Here is a 19,242-nt window from a genome sequence, read left to right as displayed (position 1 = left end):
CCATTCGGTGGCAAGATGGAGTCTGATCGCTACACGACGCAATGGAGGTCCAGATGAGCCTGACACGGAAGCGTAAGAAGGAACTCAAACGCCTGCGCAGTAGCGCCGAGGAGCTGTGGGGTGCGCAGCAGGAGGTTCTGGCGAACGCCAATGCTCTTGCGAGCGAGGCCCGACGCCAGGCGAACTACTACACACGCGAAGAGCTCGCTCCCCGCGTCCGCGACGGATACGACCAGTACGTGCGCCCCGCGACGCAGACCGCGAGTCGCGTCGCCGGCGTCGCCCGCGACCGGCTGGTCACCGATGTGATCCCGGCCGTCGGAGCGACGATCGGCACCGCGATGTCGGTGGTCGACCATGCACGCGACGCCCGCGCCCGCGCCTTCATCGGCGACGTCAAGAAGGCGGGCAGCGAGGTCTCGAAGCGTGCACAGGACGTGTCGAAGCGGGCCCAGGCAGTGACGGAGAAGTCCGGCCCCGGCGCCGGCACCGTGATCGCCGTCGGGCTCGGCATCATCGCCGCGGTCGGACTGCTCTACGCGGTCTGGCAGACGTTCCGCGCTGACGACGAGCTCTGGGTCGCAGACGAGGAGCCGACGGCGCCCGCCGCCGAGTAGGCGAACGAGCGAAGAGGCGACAGCTTCACGAGAGGGCGGCACCGCAGAGGTGCCGCCCTCTTCTCGTGTCGGGGATCATTCGGGGGTTACCCCGATGGTCAGCGCCCGGCTCGGCTGGCACCGTAGAAGCATGAACACTCTTCAGCGTCCCCTCAACGGCCGGATCTTCGGCGGGGTCTGTGCCGGCCTCGCGCAACGCTTCGGGTGGCGACCCAGCACGGTGCGCATCCTGTTCGTGCTGTCGTGCCTGCTTCCCGGCCCGCAGTTCCTCGCGTACCTCGCACTGTGGATCATCATGCCGAGCGAAGGTTCGGCCCGCGCGACCGCTTAGTCGGCGAGACCGGCCATCCGGAGCGCGACGTTGACCAGTTCGACCCGTCGTGACGGAATGGCCGTCAGCGAGAACCACGCCGCCTCGTCGGTGCTGCCGTCCAGCTCGTTCGTGAGCGATCCGGAGACCACCCGAGCGCGGTAGACGATGCGCAGCGCGTGCAGTGGGCCGGCATCCGGATCGAAGCGATGCTCGGCCGGCACGATGTGCGAGTCGATCCCGAGCAGCTCTCCTGCCTCGGCCACGTAGCCGGTCTCCTCCGCGATCTCGCGGACCACAGCGTCGACCGGGTCCTCCCCAGGATCGATGCCGCCACCCGGCAGGGTCCAGCCGGAGCGCCCTCCCTCGTTCCAGTGCGCGAGAAGGATGCGGCCCTCATCGACGATCACGCCGTACGCGGCCACCCGGATATCCATCCCGACAGACTACTCGCGGATGTCGGTGGCGGGATGCAGACTGGGATGGTGCCCGAGTTGCCCGAAGTCACCGCACTGGCGGCCGACCTGGATGCGCGCCTGCGAGGCCGCGTCATCGATCGGCTGAGCATCGTGGCGTTCGCTGCGCTCAAGACCTTCGACCCGCCCGTGTCCGAGCTGTCCGGATCGACGATCAGTGGCGTGAGCCGCCACGGGAAGTTCCTCGACATCGCCGTGGACGCAGCGTCGGGCGAGGCTCTGCACGTGACGATCCATCTCGCGCGGGCGGGGTGGATCCGCTGGCGCGACGGCGCTCCGCCCCCACCGTCCGGTCGTCCTGGCCACGGCCCGCTGGCCGCTCGACTCGTGCTCGACGACGGGTCTGGCTTCGATGTGACCGAGGCCGGCACCAAGAAGAGTCTCGCGATCTCGGTGGTGCGCGACCCGAGCGACGTGCCAGGCATCGCGCGTCTGGGCCCGGAGCCGCTCGATCCGTCGTTCACGCTCGAGGTCTTCGAGGGCATCCTGCACGACGCCGGTCGCGCTCAGATCAAGGGCGTACTGCGCAGCCAGTCGATCATCGCGGGAATCGGCAACGCCTACTCCGACGAGATCCTGCACACCGCGCGCATGTCGCCGTTCAAGCCGGCGGCGATGTCGGCCGACGACGCCGCACGTCTCTACGAGGCGCTGCAATCCACCCTGCGCGCGGCACTGGCGCGCGCAGACGGCCTCGCGGCCTCCGAGCTGAAGAGCGAGAAGAAGAGCGGGATGCAGGTGCACGGCCGCACGGGTCAGCCGTGTCCGGTGTGCGGCGACACCGTGAGGCAGGTAATCTTCCACGACTCGACGCTGCAGTACTGCCCCACCTGCCAGACCGGCGGCAAGCCGCTCGCCGACCGCGTGCTGTCGCGGCTGCTCAAGTAACACCGGACCGCGTCGCACCCGGCCCGCGTCGCACCCGGACGCGCACGCCCCGCGCGGTCAGCAGTCGCAGTCGATCGCCGCGACGGAGACGGGCGCCGTCAGTTCATCGGTCGGGCGTTCGATCCGTCCGTGGTCGTCGACGATGCCGAGTCCCTCGCGTGCCCAGTACTCGAAGCCGCCGATCATCTCCGTGACGTCGTACCCGAGCAGACTGAACTGGAGCGCTGCCCGTGTCGAGCCGTTGCATCCCGGCCCCCAGCAGTAGACCACGACCGGGGTCGACGGGTCGATCAGCTCGGCGGCCCTCTCCGCGATCTGGGCCGTCGGCAGGTGGATGGCGCCGGGGATGCGGCCCTGACGCCACGACGTCTCGCCCCTGCTGTCCACCAGGGCGAACCGCTCCCCGGCATCCAGCGCTGCTTTCACATCGGAGGGGTCGGTCTCGAACCGGAGCTTCGCCGCGAAATGTCGGGCGGCCTCCGACGGCGAGATGGCGGTGGCGGCGACGGCGGCGACGGTGTCGGAAGTGGCGGGGGCGGTGGCGACGGGCGCTTCGATGGTTGACATGACTACGAGATTAGGCAGCCGGATGCCCGGATTGAAGAGACTTCTCACGGCGTTCGGCCTCGTGCGCCGTCGTTTTCGTGGAAGAATCCGGGCATGGCCGCGAATTTCACGATCAGCACGGATTCCGTCGATGATGCCCTCCTCGCCGAGCTCCAACGCGACGGCCGTCAGTCGATCGCCGAGCTCGCCCGGTCGGTGCACATGTCGAACAGCGCGGTTGCCGAGCGCGTCCGCCGGCTGGAGGAAGCCGGTGTGATCGGCGGCTACCGGGCGGTCGTCGACCCGGAGCGGCTGGGGTACTCCGTGCTCGCGTTCCTGCGGCTGAGATACCCGAGCAGCGTCTACACGCCGCTGCACGATCTGCTGGGGCAGACTCCCGAAGTGATCGAAGCGCACCATGTCACGGGCGACGACTGCTTCATCCTGAAGGTGGTGGCGACATCGATGCGGCACCTCGAGCAGGTGACCGGCAAGATCGGAACACTCGGGAGCGTGACCACGAGCGTGTCGTACTCGAGCCCGTTCCCGACGAGGCCGATCGTGCCACCGGCCGCGAGCTGACGCTCAGACACTTTCTTGTGGAGCCTAGGAGATTCGAACTCCTGACATCCTGCTTGCAAAGCAGGCGCTCTACCAACTGAGCTAAGGCCCCGAATCGGGAGCGTGTCGTTCATATGACACTCTGCGTGGGGATACGAGGACTTGAACCTCGGACCTCTTCGTTATCAGCGAAGCGCTCTAACCGCCTGAGCTATATCCCCGATTGGGCAGATTAGAGACTACCTGATCTGCCCCGGCATTACGAAATCGAGCGGGCTCGAATCGCGCCGAACCGCCGTTCTAGCTGTTCGTGAATCCGACCAGCAGCCCACCGGTGATCTTCACCGACAGGTTGTACAGCAGTGCGAACACGGCGCCGAGCGCGGTGATCACGATGATGTCGAGCACACCGACGACGAGCGAGAAGCCCATCACCTGCCCGAGGCCCAGGATGGCCTTCAGGTCGGTGCCGCCCGCCCCGGAGATGTCCTTGAACAGGCTGTTCACCTGGTCGAAGATGCCGGTGCGGTCCAGCACGGTCCACACCAGGAACGTGCCGACGATGGCGATGATCGCAAGGCAGATCCCAGCGAGGAACGACAGCTTCACAGTCGACCAGAAGTCGATGTAGACCAGCTTGAGCCGGACCTGCTTGGCCGACGTCGGTCGACGCGACGACTTCTTCGCGAGTTTCTCGGCGACACTACTGCTCATCTACGGTTTCTTCCTTCCCGGCGTCCTCGGATTCTTCGTCAGCTTCCTGAGAATCGAGGTTACGTTCGGTGTTCTTGGCCAGAGCGATGATCTTGTCGGACTCGGCGAAACGTGCAAATACGACACCCATGGTGTCTCGGCCCTTGGCGGGTACCTCGGCCACGGCAGAGCGTACCACCTTGCCGCTGGCAAGAACCACAAGGACCTCGTCGTCTTCGTCCACGATCAGGGCGCCCACCAGGTCGCCGCGATCGTCGTTCAATTTGGCGACCTTGATGCCCAGACCACCGCGGTTCTGCAGGCGGTACTGGTCGGCGGCGGTGCGCTTCGCATAGCCGCCCTCGGTCACGACGAACACGTAGCCCTCGTCGGAGACGACGGAGGCGTCGAGCAGTTTGTCCTCGCCCCGGAAGTGCATGCCGATGACACCGGAGGTCGAACGGCCCATCGGACGGAGCGCCTCGTCGGACGCCGTGAACCGGATGGACATGCCCTTGCGCGAGACGAGGAGCAGATCGGAATCGTCTTCGACCAGCAGGGCCGAGACGAGCTCGTCCTCCTCGCGGAGCTTGATCGCGATGATGCCGCCGGATCGGTTTGTGTCGTACTCGCTGAGTGCGGTCTTCTTGATGAGTCCGTCGCGGGTCGCCAGCACCAGGTACTTGGCCGCTGTGTAGTCGCGGATGTCGAGGATCTCGGCGATCTCCTCATCCGGCTGCATGGCGAGCAGGTTGGCGACGTGCTGACCCTTGGCATCGCGGCCGGCCTCCTGCACCTCGTAGGCCTTCGCGCGATAGACGCGGCCCTTGTTCGAGAAGAAGAGGAGCCAGTGGTGCGTCGTGGTGACGAAGAAGTGGTCGACCACGTCCTCCCCGCGCAGCTGTGCACCCTTCACACCCTTGCCGCCGCGGTGCTGGCTGCGGTAGTTGTCGCTGCGCGTGCGCTTGATGTAGCCGCCACGCGTCACCGTGACCACCATCTCCTCTTCGGGGATGAGGTCTTCCACACTCATGTCGCCGTCGAAGCCGAACATGATCTCGGTGCGGCGGTCGTCCCCGAACCGGTCGACGATCTCGGTCAGCTCGTCGCTGACGATCGTGCGCTGACGCTGCGGGTCGGCGAGGATGGCTTTGAAGTCCTCGATCTCGCGCTCGATCGCGTCGTGCTCGTCGATGATCTTCTGGCGTTCGAGGGCCGCGAGGCGGCGCAGCTGCATGGTCAGGATGGCGTCGGCCTGGATCTGGTCGACCTCCAGGAGGTCCATCAGGCCTTCTCGCGCGTCGTCGACGGTCGGCGACCGGCGGATGAGCGCGATGACCTCGTCGAGTGCATCCAGAGCCTTGAGGTAACCACGCAGGATGTGCGCGCGTTCTTCGGCTTTTCTCAGACGGAACTGCGTGCGACGGACGATCACTTCGATCTGGTGATCGACCCACGCGGTGATGAAACCGTCGAGCGGCAGCGTGCGGGGAACGTTGTCGACGATCGCCAGCATGTTGGCGCCGAAGTTCTCCTGCAGCTGGGTGTGCTTGTAGAGGTTGTTCAGCACGACCTTCGCGACGGCATCGCGCTTGAGCACGATGACGAGGCGCTGACCGGTGCGGCCGCTCGTCTCGTCGCGGATGTCGGCGATGCCGCCGATCTTGCCGTCCTTGACGAGCTCGGCGATCTTGATCGCGAGGTTGTCGGGGTTGACCTGGTACGGGAGCTCGGTGACGACCAGGCACACGCGGCCCTGGATCTCCTCGATCGTCACGACGGCGCGCATGGTGATCGAGCCGCGACCGGTGCGATAGGTGTCCTGGATACCCTTGATGCCGAGGATCTGGGCACCGGTCGGGAAGTCCGGTCCCTTGATGCGCTTGATCAGCTCTTCGAGCAGCTCGTCGCGCGACGCATCCGGGTTCGCGAGGTGCCAGAGGGCGCCGGCCGCGACCTCGCGCAGGTTGTGCGGCGGGATGTTCGTGGCCATGCCGACCGCGATGCCGACCGAGCCGTTGACCAGCAGGTTCGGGAAACGGCTGGGAAGAACCGCCGGCTCCTGGGTGCGACCGTCGTAGTTGTCCTGGAAGTCGACGGTCTCCTCGTCGATGTCTCGGACCATCTCAAGCGCGAGCGGGGCCATCTTCGTCTCGGTGTATCGCGGAGCGGCCGCGCCGTCGTTGCCGGGCGAGCCGAAGTTGCCCTGCCCGAGCGCGAGCGGGTAGCGGAGGCTCCACGGCTGAACGAGACGAACGAGGGCGTCGTAGATCGCGGTGTCACCGTGCGGGTGGAACTGCCCCATCACGTCGCCGACCACGCGGGCGCACTTGGAGAACGCCTTGTCGGGGCGGTAGCCGCCGTCGTACATCGCGTAGATCACACGACGGTGAACCGGCTTGAGGCCATCGCGCACCTCGGGCAGCGCACGCCCGATGATGACGCTCATCGCGTAGTCGAGGTAGGAGCGCTGCATCTCCGACTGCAGATCGACCTGGTCGATGCGGCCGTGGATGCCGAAGCCGGCTCCGTCGGTGGTGGCGTCGTCGCCGTCGGTCACGATGTTCTCGTCTCCGGTGGTGTTGTCGTCAGATGTCAAGGAAACGCACGTCCTTCGCGTTCTTCTGGATGAAATTACGGCGCGACTCGACGTCTTCGCCCATCAGGGTGGCGAAGATCTCGTCAGCCGCCGCGGCGTCGTCGAGCGTGACCTGCAGCAGGGTGCGGGTCTCGGGGCTCATCGTGGTCTCCCACAGCTCCTTGTAGTCCATCTCGCCGAGACCCTTGTAGCGCTGCACGCCGTTGTCCTTCGGGATGCGCTTGCCAGCCGCGATGCCGTCGGCCAGGAAGGCGTCGCGCTCGCGGTCGCTGTAGACGTACTCGTGCTCCGCGTTGGTCCACTTGAGCCGGTAGAGCGGCGGCTGCGCGAGGTACACGTAGCCGAGCTCGATGAGCGGACGCATGTAGCGGAAGAGGAGCGTGAGCAGCAGCGTGGTGATGTGCTGGCCGTCGACGTCGGCATCCGCCATGAGCACGATCTTGTGGTACCGCGCCTTGTCCGGGTTGAAGTCCTCGCCGATGCCGGCGCCGAACGCTGTGATCATCGCCTGCACCTCGTTGTTGGCGAGCGCCCGGTCGAGACGGGCCTTCTCGACGTTCAGGATCTTGCCGCGCAGCGGAAGGATCGCCTGCGTCTCGGGGTTGCGGCCCTGAACGGCCGAACCACCGGCCGAGTCGCCCTCCACGATGAAGATCTCGGAGATCGACGGGTCCTTCGACTGGCAGTCCTTGAGCTTGCCCGGCATCCCGCCGCCTTCGAGCAGACCCTTGCGACGTGCGGTCTCGCGCGCTTTGCGGGCGGCCAGACGGGCGGTCGCAGCCTGAAGCGCCTTGCGGATGATGTCTTTGGCCTGATTCGGGTTGCGGTCGAACCAGTCGCCGAGCCGGTCGCCGACAACCTTCTGAACGAACGCCTTGGCTTCGGTGTTGCCCAGCTTGGTCTTCGTCTGACCCTCGAACTGCGGCTCGGAGAGCTTGACCGAGATGACCGCGGTCAGTCCTTCGCGCACATCGTCGCCCGAGAGGTTGTCGTCCTTCTCTTTGAGGATGCCCTTTTCACGCGCGTACCGGTTGACCAGCGTGGTCAGTGCGGCGCGGAAGCCCTCTTCGTGGGTTCCGCCCTCGTGCGTGTTGATGGTGTTGGCGTAGGTGAAGACGCTCTCGTTGTAACCCGTCGTCCACTGCATCGCGACCTCGAGCGCGATCTTGCGCTCGGTGTCCTCCGACTCGAACGAGATGATCTCCTCGTTGACGACCTCCGCCTTCTTGGCGGAGTTGAGGTAGTGCACGTAGTCGGTCAGACCCTGCTCGTAGAGGAAAACGTCGGAGCGCGGTTCGGCGTCATCGTCTTCGTCGGGCTGGGGACGCTCGTCGGTGAGGGCGATGCGGAGCCCCTTGTTGAGGAACGCCATCTGCTGGAAGCGGGTGCGGAGCGTGTCGTAGTCGAACTCGACGCTCTCGAAGGTCTCCGGGCTCGGCCAGAAGGTGATGATGGTGCCCGTCTCGTCGGACGCCTCGCCCATCTCGAGCGGAGCCTGGGGAACACCGTGGCGATAGCTCTGCCGGTAGACGTTGCCCTGACGGCGCACCTCGACGTCGAGACGGGAGGAGAGCGCGTTGACCACCGAGCTGCCGACGCCGTGCAGGCCACCGGAGACGGCGTAGCCGCCGCCACCGAACTTGCCGCCGGCGTGCAGGATGGTGAGGACGACCTCGACCGTCGACTTCTTCTCGACCGGGTGGATGTCGACCGGGATGCCACGGCCGTTGTCGTAGACGCGCACACCACCGTCTTCGAGGATGGTCACCACGATGTTGTCGGCATGGCCGGCGAGAGCCTCATCGACGGAGTTGTCGACGATCTCCTGAACGAGGTGGTGGAGTCCACGAGGGCCGGTGGAACCGATGTACATTCCGGGTCGTTTGCGTACGGCTTCGAGACCTTCGAGTACCTGGATCTCATTGGCGCCGTAGTCGTGTTCTGCCTCGGCCTTGTTCGGTTCCATCGTCATATGAAGTTAGGCTCCTGACCGCACTGGGTGTGACCTATACATTCTACCAAGCGATGGGTGCCGGATTGCCCGAAATCGCCCGTCTGACGCGTTATTTTTACGCGCCTGACCTCTTTTGTGCACTCAGCCGTAAGTATCGCGCGGACCGCGCCCTGGAATCGACCTGGGGCCTCTTTTCCAGGAGGGGGCGTCCGGCCCTTGAAAACGGATGGACTGGATCTCCGCCTGGGGGAACCTGTCGGCGATGCGCGCGAGGAGGTCGGAGCGCATGATCCGCAGCTGGGTCGCCCATGCCGTCGACTCGCATCTGACGGTGAGGACACCCTCGGTGATGCCTTCCGGGACCGCGTGCTTCGCGGTCTCCTCGCCGGCCAGTTCGAGCCACCCTGCGAGCAGGTCCGACTGAGCGAGCGACGAGCTCCAGCCGAGCTGCGTCGCGAGCGCGTCGACCACATCGCCGACGCCGTGCGGATCCCGGCCTTTACCGAACGGCTGGCTGGCGGAAGGATCCCGTTCGTCGCGCTTCTTCGCTCGCCGGGTTCGGCTCGGCACTCCCCCGAACAGCTCGCGGAACCGCAGGTAGACCGCCGATGCCTCGCTCAGTTCGGGGCGCTCGTCAGGCACGGTCGGCCTCGGAACCCGCCTCGGGATCTGCGGCGGGATCGACCACTGGTCCGGGCTCTACCACTGCCCCGGCCTCGATGCGCACCGTGTGTGCCGTCAGGTCGGCCGGGACATCGTCGAAGACCGCCGCCGTGATGAGCACCTGCTCGTAACCTGCTACGGCGGTTGCAAGCATCCGGCGCCGCGCCTGGTCGAGTTCGGCGAACACGTCGTCGAGGATCAGCACCGGATCCCCCGTCACCGACTCGCGGCGCAGGAGCTCGGCCGAGGCGAGCTTGAGGGCGAGCGCGAACGACCAGGACTCGCCATGGCTCGCGTAGCCCTTGGCCGGCAGGCCGTTCAGTTCGAACAGGATGTCGTCGCGGTGCGGCCCGATGAGCGTGAGACCGCGGTCGAGCTCCTTGCGACGCACCGTCGCCAGAGCCTGACGGAACGCGTCCGCGGTCGAGAAACCGGTCGAGTCGGTTACAGCCCCGGCATCCGTTGATCCATCAGCGTCGATGTCGTCGACATCCGCGCCGCGCACCGTGAGAAGGGGGATGAGCTTCGGATGGTGGTCGTCGCCGGCGACGGACCGGTAGGCAGAGATGAGGGGATCCGTCAGCCGCTGCACCAGGTCGACCCGCGCATCCACCAGCTCGGAGCCGAGGGCGACCAGGCGCTCGTCCCAGATGTCGAGGGTGCCGAGTTGGCTCTCACGCAGACCGGATGAGCGTGCCGACTTGAGCAGGGTGTTGCGTTGTTTCAGCACCCGCTCGTAGTCGGCGAGCACTCCGGAGAAGCGGGGGTTCCGCTGCACCAGCAGCTGATCGAAGAACCGGCGCCGGATGCTCGGCTCCCCGCGCACGAGCGCGAGATCTTCAGGAGCGAAGAGCACGCTCGAGAAGTAGCGAGGAAGCTCCCGGGTCTTCACGGCCGACCGATTGACCTGGGCACGGTTCGCGGTGCCGCGGTTCAGCTGCACCTCGACGAGCAGCTCCCGGCCTTCGTGCTGGATGCGGGCCCGCACGATCGCGGACTCCGCACCCTGCCGGATCATCGCCTGGTCGCTCGAGACCCGATGGGAGCCGAGGGTGCTGAGGTAGCCCAGTGACTCGACCAGGTTGGTCTTGCCCTGACCGTTGCGGCCGACGAAGAGGTTCGCGCCGGCCGCAAGCGGGACTTCCGCGTGTCGATAATTACGGAAGTCGGTCAGGGAAAGATGTGTAACTCTCAAAGAGGGTTAGTCCACGGCCTTCACGGCGTGGCCGCCGAACTGGTTGCGCAGCGCAGCCACGGCCTTCATGGCGGGCGAGTCCTCCTGGCGGGAGACGAACCGCGCGAAGATGGACGCGCTGATCGTGGGGACGGGAACCGCGTTGGCGAGTGCCTCTTCGACGGTCCAGCGTCCTTCGCCCGAGTCCTGCACGTAGCCTTCGATGTGCTCGAACTCCGGGTCCTGCTCGAGAGCGCGCACCAGGAGGTCGAGCAGCCAGGACCGCACAACGGTTCCGCGCTGCCACGCCTTGAAGGTTCCGGTGACGTCCTTGACGATGTCCTTGCGGGTGTCGAGGAGCTCGTAGCCCTCGGCGTAGGCCTGCATCAACGCGTACTCGATGCCGTTGTGCACCATCTTGGCGTAGTGACCGGCGCCGACCATGCCGACGTGCACGAAGCCCTCGTCGCGCGGGCCCTCGGGGCGGAGCGCGTCGAAGACGGGCATCACGCGCTCGACCTGCTCGGCGCTGCCGCCGACCATGAGGCCGTAGCCGTTCTCGAGACCCCACACACCACCGGAGACACCGGCGTCCATGAAGTCGATGCCCTTGGGCGCGAGCTGCTCTGCGTGCTTGAAGTCCTCGGTGAAGCGCGAGTTGCCGCCGTCGATGACGAGGTCGCCCTTCTCGAGCAGCGGCTCGAGGTCGGTGACCACGGCGTCGGTGATCGCTCCGGCCGGGACCATGATCCAGACCGTGCGCGGGGCGGGCAGTGCTGCCACGAGGTCGGCGAGTGTTGCGACATCCGACACATCGGGATTGGTGTCGTATCCGGTCACCTCGATGCCGTTCTTCTCGAGGCGGGCACGCATGTTGTTGCCCATTTTTCCGAGACCGATGAGGCCGATGTGCATGATTGTCCTTCTTCTGTTCTCTCGGACGCGAGACGACTAGCGCAGCAGCAGGTTCGGCTGCAGCAGGTACTTGTAGTTGTCCGCGCCGGCCTGGTCCTTCGATGTCTGACTCGTGATGAGCACCGGACCCGGCTTGTTGGGGTTGTCGGTCTTGGTGAAGGAAATGCGCACGAATTCCGAGTGCACTGCACCGAGACCATCGAGCAGGAACTGCGGCTTCAACGAAACCACCGTCTCCTGGCCAGTGAGGAGAGCGTCGATGCTCTCGGATGCTTGCGCCTGCTCCGAACCGATGGCCTCGAGGGTGAGTCCGTCGGCGGAGAAGGTGTACCGAAGGGCGGCTTCGCGCTCGAGGACGAGCGACACGCGTCGCGTCGCCTCGATGAGCTCAGCCGTGTTGATGACCGCGTAGTTGTCGACCGTCTCGGGGAAGAGCCGGCGCACAGGCGGGAAGTTGCCCTTGATGAGCAGGGAGGTCACGGTCTTCTTGTCGGCCGTGAAGGCGATCAGCTCGCGATCGTCGCGATTGGTGATCGAGACCGCGATGGTGCCGCTGTGACCGAGTGTCTTTCCGATCTCGGTGAGGGTGCGCGCGGGCACGAGCGCGGTGACGGGCTCACCCGACGTGGTGCCGTTGTCCCAGTCGATCTCGCGGACGGCCACGCGATAGCGGTCGGTGGCCACGAGTCCGAGCGTGTTGTCGCCGACCTCGAGCTGAACGCCCGTGATCACCGGGGTCACATCGTCGCGGGAGGCGGCGACGCCGACCTGGGCGACGGCCTCGGCGAATTCGTCGGCCGGAACCAGACCGGACTGCCCACTCACCTGCGGGATGCTCGGGTATTCCTCGACCGGCATGGAGAGAAGCGTGAAGTTCGCAGATCCGGCGCGCACGACGATCTTGGAGTCTTCCGTCGAGAGCTGGACGGGTGCGTTCGGGAGCTTCGACGCGATCTCGGCCAGAAGGCGGCCGGAGACCAGGACGCGACCGGCCTCTTCGATCTCGGCTGCGATCTCGGTCTGCGCCGAGACCTCGTAGTCGAACGACGACAGCTGCAGCCCGGTATCGGTTGTTTCGATCAGGACGCCGCTCAGGATGGGAAGGGTCGTGCGCTGCGGAAGGAGCTTGACAGCGAACGAGACGGCTTCACTGAACACATCCCGATTGGCTTGGAACTTCACGAAGTCACCTCTGTCGTCGGCGGGAAATGGATCGTGACAAATCCTAGCGCCTGCCCCCGTCGGGGAAAGTTGTGATTCGAGCGCCGGGCGAAGGTTGTCGGCATCCCCACTAAGAAGAGTTAACGATTAATGGTGTTAACCGCTGTGGAAACTGTGGATAACTCGGTGGAGACCGCGGAATGACAGGGAAGCACAGCCATGTCACTTGTTGATGGCCTGGGGAGACCCGGTGTAATCAGGCCGATCGCCGGGGCCGCGAAAATCGTGTAACTCACAAGCACTCATGATTCGTCCCCATTAACGCCCCGAGTTTCCGGATGTTGTCCACAAGTTATCCACATGTGCGGAAACCGCATTGTCCCCACGTTGGGGAGAGGCTGTGGATAACTCTCGAGGCGCCGGCGGCTACTTGCTGTAGCGGTGGTTCTGCTTGATGCGGCTGGTGAGCTCGGTCACCTGGTTGTAGATCGAGCGACGCTCCTTCATGAGCTCGCTGATCTTCTTATTCGCGTACATCACGGTCGTGTGGTCGCGGTTGCCGAACAGCTGCCCGATCTTGGGCAGCGACAGATTGGTGAGCTCTCGGCAGAGGTACATCGCGATCTGACGGGCAGTCGCGACGGCCTGCGATCGGCTCGAGCCGTAGAGGTCGTCGACGGTGAGTTTGAAGTAGTCGGCGGTGTTCGTGATGATGTCGGTCGGCGCGATGACGTTGTCGTCGTCGAGCGTGATGAGGTCCTTGAGCACGGTCTGCACGAGCGGCATGTCGACAGGGGTCCTGTTGAGGCTCGCGAAGGCGGTCACCCGGATGAGCGTGCCCTCGAGCTCGCGGATGTTGCTCGACACCTTCGTCGCCATGAATTCGAGGATGTCGTCGGGGACCTGGATCTTCTCGCTCTGCGCCTTCTTGCGGAGGATCGCGATGCGGGTCTCGAGGTCGGGGACCTGCACGTCGGTGATCAGACCCCACTCGAAGCGGGAGCGCATCCGGTCTTCGAAGCCGGTGAGGTGCTTCGGCGGGAGGTCGCTCGTGATGACCACCTGCTTGTTGTGGTCGTGGAGGGTGTTGAACGTGTGGAAGAAGGCTTCCTGGGTCTCGACCGCTCGCTGCAGGAACTGGATGTCGTCGATCAGCAGGATGTCGATGTTGCGATAGCGGGCCTGGAACGACGAGCCGCGGTTGTTCGCGATCGAGTTGATGAAGTCGTTGGTGAACTCCTCACTACTGACGTAGCGGACCCGGATGCCCGGGTACAGGCTCATCGCGTAGTGGCCGATGGCGTGCAGGAGGTGCGTCTTGCCCAGCCCGGAGTCCCCATAGATGAAGAGCGGGTTGTACGCCTTGGCCGGCGCTTCGGCGACGGCGACGGCGGCCGCGTGGGCGAAACGGTTGGACTGGCCGATGACGAAGTTGTCGAAGCTGTACTTGGGATTGAGGCGGGTGTCGTTGTTGCGGGGCGGCGCCGTGATCTCGGCCGGGGGTGCCACGAGCGGAGTCTCGATGTACGCGGCTTCCGACGGTTCCGTCGGGCCCGCCATCGTCTCCTGCTGGATCTCCGGATTCACCACGATCGCGAAGGTGCTGACCTCGAGTCCCTCGTCGAGGGTGCCGATGGCGTTGAGAAGGGGGACCCTGCTGCGCTGCTCGATCATGCCGCGGGTGAACTCGTTGGGCACCTCGAGGTAGAAGGTGCCGGCCATGATCCCCTTGGGCTCGACCAGGCTCAGGAAGCCGTGGAGCTGCGGTGTGATGCGGTCATCCGTCTCGAGTGTGTCGAGCACGTTCTGCCATGCCGCAGAAATGGACGCTTCGCCGCCTGCCATCGTTCCCCGTATTCGTCGTCGTGTTGATGCCGTCATCCGACGACGAGGTCACAACGTCGTGACTCGTAGCGTCGAGCCGGAAGCGTGGTCGCCGCCGGAATGGTATTCACAGGGTTATCCACCGCTGTGTGTCCAATACCGTAGCGATCTCCGGCCCTTTTTCGGTACGGCTGGGGATAACTTTCGTCCCCCACGGTAACTAATCCACAGGCACGGGATCAAATTCGTTCTTCGGAATACAGCGGCGCGTCGTTCTCGGCTTTCCTGCTAATGCTGTGCATAATCAATGGATTTGGCTCGATTGGTTTGACCTCGTCGGCCTCAGGTCGTAGCTTTAATCAGTTGACTTCAGCCGTTCAGGCTGCCCAAAAACTTTTCATGGCCTCCCCGTGCTGGCTTTTCCTTCAGCACCGGCCTGTTAAGAGACCACACGGAGATTGATATGAGCAAGAGAACGTTCCAGCCGAACAACCGCAAGCGCGCGAAGACCCACGGTTTCCGTCTGCGGATGCGCACCCGTGCCGGGCGCGCCATCCTCGCCGCTCGTCGCGGCAAGGGCCGCACGAAGCTCTCGGCTTAGCCCAGCCCGGTTAGCTGGCCGGCCGGGTGCTCTCTCACGCCAATCGCATTACGCGGGGGGCCGATTACAAGGCGACCGTGCGGCGCGGTGCTCGCTTCACTGGAGCGAACACCGTCACGTACGTGCGCCCTGGTAGCGACCCGGACGTGGTGCGATTCGGCTTCATCGTCGGCAAGACGGTGGGAATCGCCAACCGGCGCAACCTCGTTCGCCGCCGGCTCAAAGCGGCGGCCTACGAGTTGCTCCCCCAGCTCCCGCCTGGCATGGATGTCGTGATCAGGGCATTGCCAGCGTCCGCTCATGCGGAGTGGGCTACCCTGCACGAAGAGATGTCACGCTCGATCAGCCGCATCACCAGTAGAGGCAACCTCCGTTCATGAACACCGCGCTCACAGCAGTGCTGCTCATGCCTCGGAATGTCGCGGTTCTGCTGTTGCGCGGCTATCGCGCTGTCATCTCGCCGCTGTACGGCGACGTGTGCCGCTACTACCCGTCCTGTTCCTCGTATGCCTTGCAGGCCATCCAGGAGTACGGGCTCGTAGTGGGGTCGGCGCTCGCCGTCCGCCGTATCGCTCGCTGCCACCCGTGGGCAGCCGGAGGGGTCGATGACGTCCCTCTCAAGAAGAACCGTCGCTATCGGGTGACGTCGTTCGGTTTCGTCGTCGCAGCAAGCCAGGGAAAGGCCTAGCAACCACATGGACATCATCGGAACGATTCTGTGGCCCATCAAATGGGTCGTAGAACTGATCCTCGTGGCCTTCCACTGGCTGCTCACGAACATGGGCCTCGACCCGGCAGCGGGCCTGACGTGGGTGCTGTCCATCGTCGGACTCACCGTCGTCGTCCGTGCCGCGCTCATCCCGATCTTCGTTCGCCAGATCAAGAACCAGCGCCGGATGCTCGAGGTGGCGCCGCAGCTCAAGAAGATCCAGGACAAGTACAAGGGCAAGAAGGACCAGTTCTCTCGCGAGGCCATGTCGCGCGAGACCATGGAGCTGTACAAGAAGACGGGCACGAACCCGCTCAGTTCGTGTCTGCCTCTGCTGCTGCAGATGCCGATCTTCTTCAGCCTCTTCCAGGTTCTCAACGGGGCGCAGAGCGGCAAGGCCGGCGTCGGCCCGCTGAACGAGACGCTCGCCCAGCAGTTCGGGAACGCCTCGCTGTTCGGTATCGCACCGCTCCACCAGAGCTTCCAGGGTGCGCTGAACGCCCACCCGCAGCAGGTCGCCGTCATGGTGATCGCCGCCACGATGGTGGTGCTGATGACCGGCTCGCAGTTCCTGACGCAGCTGCAGATCGTCTCGAAGAACATGTCGCCGGAGACCAAGGCGAGCCCCCAGTTCAAGCAGCAGCGCATCCTGTTGTATCTGCTCCCGTTCGTCTTCCTCTTCTCGGGCTTCGCCTTCCCGCTCGGAGTCATGTTCTACTGGCTGACCTCGAACATCTGGACGATGGGCCAGCAGTTCCTCGTCATCCGCAACATGCCGACGCCCGGTTCGGACGCCGCGAAGGCCCGTGAGGCGCGCCTGGCCCGCAAGGGCAAGCTCGTCGAGGCCGACGGCGCGACCGTTCTGACGGTCGAAGAAGTCAAGAAGCCGACGCAGCGTGTTCAGCCGGTGGGTAAGAACCGCGCGAAGAAGCAAGCCGGAAAGTAGTGAGGACCCGACAGATGACCGACGTACAGCAGACCGAATCCGAGTCCATCGTCGACCAGGATGCCGCAACCGCCGACGCCGCCGAGTCGACCGACTCCGCCGCTGCGGCGTCGAACGACGTTGAGACCGCCGGCGAGGTCGCCGGTGAGAGTGCTTACGCGGAGCCGACCGCAGCGCAGCTCGACCAGGAAGGCGACATCGCCGCCGACTACATCGAGGAGCTGCTCGACATCGCCGACATCGACGGCGACATCGACATTGACACTCGTAACGGCCGGTCGTACATCTCGGTGAACGCGGGCGAGGAGACGAACCTTCGTCTGCTCTCCAAGCCGGACACCGTGACCGCTCTTCAGGAACTCACGCGCCTCGCGGTGCAGAGCAAGACCGGCTCGTTCTCGCGGCTGATCCTCGACATCGGTGGATCCCGTGACGCTCGACAGGCCGAGCTCGCGGAACTCGTCGCCCGCGCGATCACGCGCATCGAAGAGGGCGCGGAGCAGGCTGCCCTTCCCCCGATGTCGTCGTACGAGCGCAAGCTGGTCCACGACATCGTGTCCGAGCGCGGCTATGTGTCGAACTCGCAGGGCGAGGGTCGCGACCGCCACACGGTCATCACCGCAGCCTAGTTTCACGTGAAACGCTAAAGGCCGGCACACAACGTGACGACGGAACTCCTCGAGACCGAGCCCTCGACGGCGACCGAACTTTTCGGCGAGCGAATCGATCTCGCGCGACGCTTCACGAGAAACCTTGCTGAGCAGGGTGAGGAGCGTGGTCTCATCGGACCCCTCGAGCTCCCCCGTCTCTGGTCACGCCACGTCCTGAACTGTGCGATCGTCGCGCCATTGCTGCGCCCCGGCAGAACCGGGGATGTCGGTAGTGGCGCCGGCCTTCCCGGCTTGGTGCTTGCCATCGCCCGCCCGGATGTGACACTCGTGTTGATCGAGCCGATGGAGCGACGTGTTGCCTGGCTGTCCGAGCAGGTCGAGGAGCTTGGACTCGACAACGTCGAGGTCGTTCGCGCCCGGGCGGAGGAGGCCCGACTTGATGCCCCTCTCGATCAGGTGACGGCGCGCGCAGTGAGTGCGTTCCGCAAGCTGATCCCGTTGACCGCTCCCCTGGTTCGGGATGGCGGCGAGCTGATCCTCATGAAGGGTGCCGGCGCTCCTGCCGAGGTGGATGCCGCCGCGAAGGAGATCCGCAAGTTCAGACTGCACGACGTCGAGGTTCTCACCCTCGGCGAGGGTGTTCTCGACGACGTCACCCGCGTGATTCGGGCCGGCGTCCGCTAGTTTTCGGTCGGCGCGGAGGGTCGATGGGACCCGCAGAATCGCTCTGAGCGCGCGGAAGCACCCCTCTTCGCTGCTGTCAGAGCCATTCTCCGGCCGTTTGGGCAATGGCTCGGTGGCCGTTTTCGCGGCGATTTGTGGCGTTTTTTTTGCGATCGCCACTATTCGGCGATGGGCCAGCGGTCCTAACCGGGTCGAGTCTGCTGTCCGTTTCTTGGCTGATCGGCGATCGGACGCGATCGCTCATGAACCAGGTCTGCATCGGGGTGGTCGATCCATTCGCCTCAAGGATAAGGATTCGGCACCCTCGAGCGAGAGAGTCGCGTGGTCGATCGAACGTGTTCCGATCGGACGCTAGGTGGCCTGGGTCAATCCGTCGTCGAGCTGTCGCCGTTCGGATGCACTCCCCCACTCGCCTGGCCCGAGCTCACTTCAGCGGACGTGCTCCCGTTCACTCGATCGCGAGACGCTCACTGAGTCCCGCCGCTGTCTGGTTCGAGAGAATCTGCACTCGCGGACGACCAGGCACAGGGCTTTGCACGGAGAGCTGGTCAAGCGTGCGCCTTCCAGACTGGAGCCGCTATAGCGTCGGGAAGGCACCCGTGTTTTGCGATCGGCTTCTGCCGCGGACAAGCGGAGCGTTGCGCGTCTGACTGGCTCCTCGGCCACTCGCTCCCTGTAAGTCACGCGGCTCCCGCCGATCATTCCAGCCGACGTTTCACGTGAAACATTCGACGCCAGGGGGGCGTTGAGCTCACATCTCAATCAGCCTGGTGAGTCGTTGCTTGATGGCCATAGCAGGAGACGCGGACTATCCGCCCTCATGGGACGCGGAGGCGAGACTGATGCCGACGTGACGGAGGCTGGGTACGCGGCGTCTGGGGTCCAATCATCTGCCAGCGGGGCTCGCTGAGCGAGGTAGCTGGCCGCCACTCGTTCCTGGCAGTTGTTCGGTGGGTGGCGCGGGTGCCCGGTGATCCGTTCTCGACGGATGTGTTCGACGGTTTCGCCATTCGCTCGCCGGCCCCGTTCCTCGTCGGCCCAGTGTTGTGGTCGGTTGGTACTCGCAGGCAGCGGGAAGATGACGACTGACGGGCAGGCGCGTGCCTTCTGACCGCCCGAGTCCTTCACGGTGAGGTTGGGTCTGGTGACCCAGTCTCGATTTCTTTCCTCGCGTTCGGCCATTAATGGACATGGCTGGCAACGGCTGCCTATGCCTGCCACCTAGCGGTACTGGTTTGGTTTGGGTTCAAGCGTGATCTGCCGGAGCGCAACCAAGAGGCATCACCCCTCCCCCGGCACCGGTGGGCCTG

20 protein-coding genes and 2 tRNA genes are annotated in these 19,242 nt (G+C 65.0%); 10 read left to right on the top strand and 12 right to left on the bottom strand.

Annotation, left to right across the window (positions count from 1 at the left end):
* The first annotated feature begins 53 nt into the window (after positions 1 to 53).
* Together PKE84_RS07115 and PKE84_RS07110 are read left to right on the top strand one after the other, a co-directional pair.
* Entirely contained in the window at positions 54 to 617 is a 564-nt protein-coding gene (locus PKE84_RS07115) for a hypothetical protein (RefSeq protein WP_271176534.1), read from the top strand.
* A gap of 130 nt (positions 618 to 747) precedes the next feature.
* Positions 748 to 948, top strand: a complete 201-nt coding sequence (locus PKE84_RS07110) for a PspC domain-containing protein (RefSeq protein ID WP_271176533.1) — start codon at positions 748 to 750, stop codon at positions 946 to 948.
* Here PKE84_RS07110 and PKE84_RS07105 read toward each other — a convergent pair.
* Positions 945 to 1,364, bottom strand: a complete 420-nt coding sequence (locus PKE84_RS07105; RefSeq protein WP_271176532.1) for an NUDIX hydrolase — start codon at positions 1,362 to 1,364, stop codon at positions 945 to 947. The two genes, PKE84_RS07110 and PKE84_RS07105, sit on opposite strands and share 4 nt — an antisense overlap.
* Positions 1,365 to 1,412: 48 nt before the next feature.
* Between PKE84_RS07105 and PKE84_RS07100 the strand changes: the two genes are divergently transcribed.
* The gene (locus PKE84_RS07100) at positions 1,413 to 2,291 is read left to right on the top strand and encodes an Fpg/Nei family DNA glycosylase (protein WP_271176531.1); all 879 of its coding nucleotides are present in this window, start codon (positions 1,413 to 1,415) and stop codon (positions 2,289 to 2,291) included.
* Between the two features lie 57 nt (positions 2,292 to 2,348).
* On the opposite strand, the gene PKE84_RS07095 is transcribed toward PKE84_RS07100, so the two are convergent.
* A complete protein-coding gene (locus PKE84_RS07095; protein ID WP_271176530.1) occupies positions 2,349 to 2,858 on the bottom strand; it encodes a rhodanese-like domain-containing protein in 510 nt (169 codons plus the stop codon).
* 93 nt (positions 2,859 to 2,951) lie between these two features.
* Here PKE84_RS07095 and PKE84_RS07090 point away from each other — a divergent pair, with 93 nt between their 5' ends.
* Complete coding sequence (locus tag PKE84_RS07090; protein WP_271176529.1) at positions 2,952 to 3,419, top strand: Lrp/AsnC family transcriptional regulator; 468 nt, start codon at positions 2,952 to 2,954, stop codon at positions 3,417 to 3,419.
* An 18-nt stretch (positions 3,420 to 3,437) separates the two neighbouring features.
* Here PKE84_RS07090 and PKE84_RS07085 read toward each other — a convergent pair.
* The 10 genes from PKE84_RS07085 to dnaA form a co-directional block, all read right to left on the bottom strand.
* A tRNA-Ala gene (locus PKE84_RS07085) sits at positions 3,438 to 3,510 on the bottom strand.
* A gap of 35 nt (positions 3,511 to 3,545) precedes the next feature.
* Positions 3,546 to 3,619: transfer RNA gene (locus PKE84_RS07080), tRNA-Ile, on the bottom strand.
* A 79-nt stretch (positions 3,620 to 3,698) separates the two neighbouring features.
* The gene (locus PKE84_RS07075; RefSeq protein ID WP_271176528.1) at positions 3,699 to 4,112 is read right to left on the bottom strand and encodes a DUF3566 domain-containing protein; all 414 of its coding nucleotides are present in this window, start codon (positions 4,110 to 4,112) and stop codon (positions 3,699 to 3,701) included.
* Positions 4,102 to 6,651: a DNA gyrase subunit A gene (gene gyrA / locus PKE84_RS07070; RefSeq protein WP_271177126.1), complete on the bottom strand. Its 2,550-nt coding sequence runs from the start codon at positions 6,649 to 6,651 to the stop codon at positions 4,102 to 4,104. The genes PKE84_RS07075 and gyrA overlap by 11 nt, the downstream gene beginning before the upstream one ends.
* Before the next feature lie 28 nt (positions 6,652 to 6,679).
* A complete protein-coding gene (gene gyrB / locus PKE84_RS07065; protein WP_271176527.1) occupies positions 6,680 to 8,662 on the bottom strand; it encodes a DNA topoisomerase (ATP-hydrolyzing) subunit B in 1,983 nt (660 codons plus the stop codon).
* Positions 8,663 to 8,785: 123 nt separating this feature from the next.
* Positions 8,786 to 9,286: a DciA family protein gene (locus PKE84_RS07060; protein ID WP_271176526.1), complete on the bottom strand. Its 501-nt coding sequence runs from the start codon at positions 9,284 to 9,286 to the stop codon at positions 8,786 to 8,788.
* On the bottom strand, positions 9,279 to 10,502 hold the full coding sequence (recF, locus tag PKE84_RS07055; RefSeq protein ID WP_271176525.1) for a DNA replication/repair protein RecF: 1,224 nt from the start codon (positions 10,500 to 10,502) through the stop codon (positions 9,279 to 9,281). The genes PKE84_RS07060 and recF overlap by 8 nt, the downstream gene beginning before the upstream one ends.
* Positions 10,503 to 10,508: 6 nt before the next feature.
* Positions 10,509 to 11,396 carry a phosphogluconate dehydrogenase (NAD(+)-dependent, decarboxylating) gene (gene gnd / locus PKE84_RS07050; RefSeq protein WP_271176524.1) on the bottom strand — a complete coding sequence of 296 codons (888 nt, stop codon included), beginning with the start codon at positions 11,394 to 11,396 and terminating at the stop codon, positions 10,509 to 10,511.
* A gap of 36 nt (positions 11,397 to 11,432) precedes the next feature.
* A complete protein-coding gene (dnaN, locus tag PKE84_RS07045) occupies positions 11,433 to 12,578 on the bottom strand; it encodes a DNA polymerase III subunit beta (RefSeq protein WP_271176523.1) in 1,146 nt (381 codons plus the stop codon).
* Between the two features lie 405 nt (positions 12,579 to 12,983).
* Entirely contained in the window at positions 12,984 to 14,402 is a 1,419-nt protein-coding gene (gene dnaA / locus PKE84_RS07040) for a chromosomal replication initiator protein DnaA (RefSeq protein WP_271176522.1), read from the bottom strand.
* Between the two features lie 442 nt (positions 14,403 to 14,844).
* Between dnaA and rpmH the strand changes: the two genes are divergently transcribed.
* Genes rpmH through rsmG form a run of 6 tightly spaced genes read left to right on the top strand, consistent with a single transcriptional unit; the run spans position 14,845 to position 17,932 of the window.
* Positions 14,845 to 14,982, top strand: a complete 138-nt coding sequence (rpmH, locus tag PKE84_RS07035; protein WP_223693057.1) for a 50S ribosomal protein L34 — start codon at positions 14,845 to 14,847, stop codon at positions 14,980 to 14,982.
* 26 nt (positions 14,983 to 15,008) lie between these two features.
* On the top strand, positions 15,009 to 15,362 hold the full coding sequence (gene rnpA, locus PKE84_RS07030; protein WP_271176521.1) for a ribonuclease P protein component: 354 nt from the start codon (positions 15,009 to 15,011) through the stop codon (positions 15,360 to 15,362).
* Positions 15,359 to 15,670: a membrane protein insertion efficiency factor YidD gene (gene yidD, locus PKE84_RS07025; protein ID WP_271176520.1), complete on the top strand. Its 312-nt coding sequence runs from the start codon at positions 15,359 to 15,361 to the stop codon at positions 15,668 to 15,670. Before rnpA ends, yidD begins: the two co-directional genes overlap by 4 nt.
* Before the next feature lie 7 nt (positions 15,671 to 15,677).
* Positions 15,678 to 16,637, top strand: coding sequence for a membrane protein insertase YidC (gene yidC, locus PKE84_RS07020; protein ID WP_271176519.1), 960 nt, complete (start codon positions 15,678 to 15,680; stop codon positions 16,635 to 16,637).
* A gap of 14 nt (positions 16,638 to 16,651) precedes the next feature.
* Entirely contained in the window at positions 16,652 to 17,266 is a 615-nt protein-coding gene (locus PKE84_RS07015) for a Jag family protein (protein WP_271176518.1), read from the top strand.
* Between the two features lie 33 nt (positions 17,267 to 17,299).
* Positions 17,300 to 17,932 (top strand): 16S rRNA (guanine(527)-N(7))-methyltransferase RsmG, encoded by a 633-nt coding sequence (gene rsmG / locus PKE84_RS07010; RefSeq protein WP_271176517.1) that lies wholly within the window; start codon positions 17,300 to 17,302, stop codon positions 17,930 to 17,932.
* Positions 17,933 to 19,242 lie beyond the last annotated feature (1,310 nt).

Origin of the sequence: Leifsonia poae (assembly GCF_027921845.1) — a bacterium.
GTDB lineage: Bacteria > Actinomycetota > Actinomycetes > Actinomycetales > Microbacteriaceae > Leifsonia > Leifsonia poae.
This window is presented reverse-complemented; position numbering and strand designations above follow the sequence as displayed.

What these genes read in the sequence shown, in the direction of transcription:
- PKE84_RS07115 (WP_271176534.1), top strand. Translation starts at nt 54, where the DNA reads ATGAGCCTGACACGGAAGCGTAAGAAGGAACTCAAACGCCTGCGCAGT.
- PKE84_RS07110 (WP_271176533.1), top strand. Translation starts at nt 748, where the DNA reads ATGAACACTCTTCAGCGTCCCCTCAACGGCCGGATCTTCGGCGGGGTC.
- PKE84_RS07105 (WP_271176532.1), bottom strand. Translation starts at nt 1,364, where the DNA reads ATGGATATCCGGGTGGCCGCGTACGGCGTGATCGTCGATGAGGGCCGC.
- PKE84_RS07095 (WP_271176530.1), bottom strand. Translation starts at nt 2,858, where the DNA reads ATGTCAACCATCGAAGCGCCCGTCGCCACCGCCCCCGCCACTTCCGAC.
- PKE84_RS07090 (WP_271176529.1), top strand. Translation starts at nt 2,952, where the DNA reads ATGGCCGCGAATTTCACGATCAGCACGGATTCCGTCGATGATGCCCTC.
- PKE84_RS07075 (WP_271176528.1), bottom strand. Translation starts at nt 4,112, where the DNA reads ATGAGCAGTAGTGTCGCCGAGAAACTCGCGAAGAAGTCGTCGCGTCGA.
- gyrB (WP_271176527.1), bottom strand. Translation starts at nt 8,662, where the DNA reads ATGACGATGGAACCGAACAAGGCCGAGGCAGAACACGACTACGGCGCC.
- gnd (WP_271176524.1), bottom strand. Translation starts at nt 11,396, where the DNA reads ATGCACATCGGCCTCATCGGTCTCGGAAAAATGGGCAACAACATGCGT.
- dnaA (WP_271176522.1), bottom strand. Translation starts at nt 14,402, where the DNA reads ATGGCAGGCGGCGAAGCGTCCATTTCTGCGGCATGGCAGAACGTGCTC.
- rpmH (WP_223693057.1), top strand. Translation starts at nt 14,845, where the DNA reads ATGAGCAAGAGAACGTTCCAGCCGAACAACCGCAAGCGCGCGAAGACC.
- yidD (WP_271176520.1), top strand. Translation starts at nt 15,359, where the DNA reads ATGAACACCGCGCTCACAGCAGTGCTGCTCATGCCTCGGAATGTCGCG.
- yidC (WP_271176519.1), top strand. Translation starts at nt 15,678, where the DNA reads ATGGACATCATCGGAACGATTCTGTGGCCCATCAAATGGGTCGTAGAA.
- PKE84_RS07015 (WP_271176518.1), top strand. Translation starts at nt 16,652, where the DNA reads ATGACCGACGTACAGCAGACCGAATCCGAGTCCATCGTCGACCAGGAT.